The 2,087-nt window shown below is 47.1% G+C and carries 2 protein-coding genes; both read left to right on the top strand.

The window, feature by feature from the left end; all coding sequences use genetic code 11:
- Positions 1-1,699, top strand: a 1,699-nt coding sequence (gene purL, locus AB4496_RS17885) for a phosphoribosylformylglycinamidine synthase (RefSeq protein WP_372131519.1), incomplete at its 5' end; no start/stop codon positions are given.
- 252 nt (positions 1,700-1,951) lie between these two features.
- A partial coding sequence (locus AB4496_RS17880) for a DUF3332 family protein (protein WP_372131523.1) occupies positions 1,952-2,087 on the top strand: 136 nt, incomplete at its 3' end.

Raw genomic sequence — 2,087 nt, 5'->3', positions numbered from 1 at the left:
TAACTGGATGTCTCCAGCAGGTCACCCTGGTGAAGATGCAGGTCTTTACGAAGCGGTTAAAGCCGTGGGTGAAGAGCTATGTCCGGCACTGGGTCTTACTATCCCTGTGGGTAAAGACTCAATGTCGATGAAGACTAAGTGGGAAGAGAACGGCGAGCAGAAAGAAGTAACGTCTCCGCTATCTCTTGTTATCACTGCATTTGCACGTGTTGAAGATGTTCGTAAGACAATTACGCCTCAGCTTCGCACTGACAAAGGTGATACTTCACTAGTTCTTATCGACCTAGGTAACGGCAAAAACCGTATGGGTGCTACAGCACTAGCGCAAGTTTACAAGCAGCTTGGTGACAAGCCAGCAGACGTAGACAATGCAGCACAACTAAAAGGTTTCTACGAAGGCGTTCAAGCACTTGTAGCGAACGACCAAGTTGTCGCTTACCACGATAAAGGCGATGGCGGTCTATTCGTAACGCTAGCTGAAATGGCGTTCGCAGGTCACTGTGGTGTTAACGCTGATATTGCAGCGCTTTTATCTGCATCAGAGAACAGCGAAGATACGCTAGCAGCACTATTCAACGAAGAGCTAGGTGCGGTAATCCAAGTTCGTAACGATGACCTAGACGCAGTACTTTCTACACTTGCTGCAAACGGCCTAGAAGCGTGTTCACACGTAATTGGTTCTGTTGAAGCATCAGACGAAGTAGTGATTAAGTCGGGCGCAGACGTTGTAATCCAACGTAACCGTACTGAACTACGTACTATCTGGGCTGAAACTACGCACAAGATGCAAGGTCTACGTGATAACCCAATCTGTGCAGACCAAGAGCACGAAGCTAAGAAAGACAACTCAGACCCAGGTCTGAACGTGAAACTAAGCTTTGACGTAAATGAAGACATTGCTGCTCCTTACATCAACACGGGCGCTAAGCCTAAAATGGCGATTCTACGTGAGCAGGGTGTTAACTCTCACGTTGAAATGGCAGCCGCATTTGACCGTGCAGGCTTCGAAGCAACTGATATTCACATGAGCGACATCCTAACGGGTCAAGCGGTACTGGAAGAGTACAACGGCCTTGTGGCTTGTGGTGGTTTCTCTTACGGTGACGTACTAGGCGCTGGTGAAGGTTGGGCTAAGTCGGTTCTGTTTAACGACTCTACGCGTGACCAGTTTGAAAACTTCTTCAAGCGTGAAGATACCTTCTCTCTAGGTGTGTGTAACGGTTGTCAGATGCTGTCTAACCTGCGCGAGCTAATCCCTGGTGCTGAGTACTGGCCACGTTTCGTTCGCAACGAATCTGAGCGTTTTGAAGCACGTTTCAGCCTAGTTGAAGTTCAGAAGTCTGATTCTGTATTCTTCAATGGCATGGAAGGCTCTCGTATGCCAATCGCTGTTTCTCACGGTGAAGGTCGCGTAGAAGTGCGTGACAACGACCACCTAAACGCGATTGAAAACTCAGGTACAGTTGCCCTACGTTACGTTGACAACAACGGTAACCAAACGCAGCAATACCCGAACAACCCGAACGGTTCGCCAAATGCTATCACTGGTTTAACAACGACGGATGGCCGTGTGACTATCATGATGCCTCACCCAGAGCGTGTATTCCGTACGGTTGCTAACTCTTGGTCTCCAGAAGGTTGGGGCGAGAATGGCGCTTGGATGCGTATGTTCCAAAACGCACGTAAGAATGTGGGTTAATCTGGTTCACAAAACCGAATAGTTTTAAAAACTAATAAAAGCGCAGACTGAAAGGTCTGCGCTTTTTTATTGGCAACTCTTTAGGAACCAGAGCGAAACAATTAACGTTTGCAGTTTGCTGTTCTAAAAAACTCCACTACGCTAAATGTTATGGAATCAATTTGTTAGGCCATGAATTTCTGTACGTGAACAGGAAGACTGCTGTTTGGCTATGCAAAAACCGAATCAATCATCGTGGCATAAGAGGGATCTATGAAAACAACAATCACAAAAGCAGTTGCAGTGGCAGCGATTGTCATGTCGTTAGCTGGGTGTGTCGGTAGTAATGCCGTTACTGGGAAATTAATGAAGTTCAACGTTGAGGTTGTAGATAACCGTTACGCTCGTG

Origin of the sequence: Vibrio sp. 10N.222.46.A1 (genome assembly GCF_041473595.1) — a bacterium.
Taxonomy (GTDB): Bacteria; Pseudomonadota; Gammaproteobacteria; order Enterobacterales; family Vibrionaceae; genus Vibrio; species Vibrio tasmaniensis_A.
The sequence above is the reverse complement of the archived record's forward strand: the minus strand, read 5'-3'. Positions and strand labels throughout refer to the sequence as shown.